1 protein-coding gene is annotated in these 304 nt (G+C 65.8%); it reads right to left on the bottom strand.

Going from position 1 to position 304, the window contains the following annotated elements; genetic code table 11:
• A partial coding sequence (gene tnpB, locus AB9K35_RS18295) for an IS66 family insertion sequence element accessory protein TnpB (protein ID WP_369928314.1) occupies positions 1-201 on the bottom strand: 201 nt, incomplete at its 3' end.
• Positions 202-304 lie beyond the last annotated feature (103 nt).

Below are 304 nucleotides of genomic sequence, written 5' to 3'. Positions count from 1 at the left end.
GGCCATCACGAGCCCGCTGCCGTCCCAGAACAGGATCTTCAACCGGTCGGCGCGCTTCGACCGGAACACGAAGACCGTGCCCGTGAACGGATCCTCGGCAAGCGTCGACTGAACCAGCGCCGCGAGACCGTCATGCCCCTTCCGGAAGTCGACCGGCTTCGTCGCCACCAGGATCCGCACGCCCTGCGAGGGCATCAGCATGGATGCACCTCCAGCGCGTGGGCAATCTCGGCAATCCGGGCCGCAGGTGCATCATGGGCGAGTTCGATCACGACAGCGCCTCGAGTGATCCTGATTGGGGCAG

The organism is Leisingera sp. XS_AS12, from assembly GCF_041224635.1.
GTDB lineage: Bacteria > Pseudomonadota > Alphaproteobacteria > Rhodobacterales > Rhodobacteraceae > Leisingera.
The sequence above is the reverse complement of the archived record's forward strand: the minus strand, read 5'-3'. Positions and strand labels throughout refer to the sequence as shown.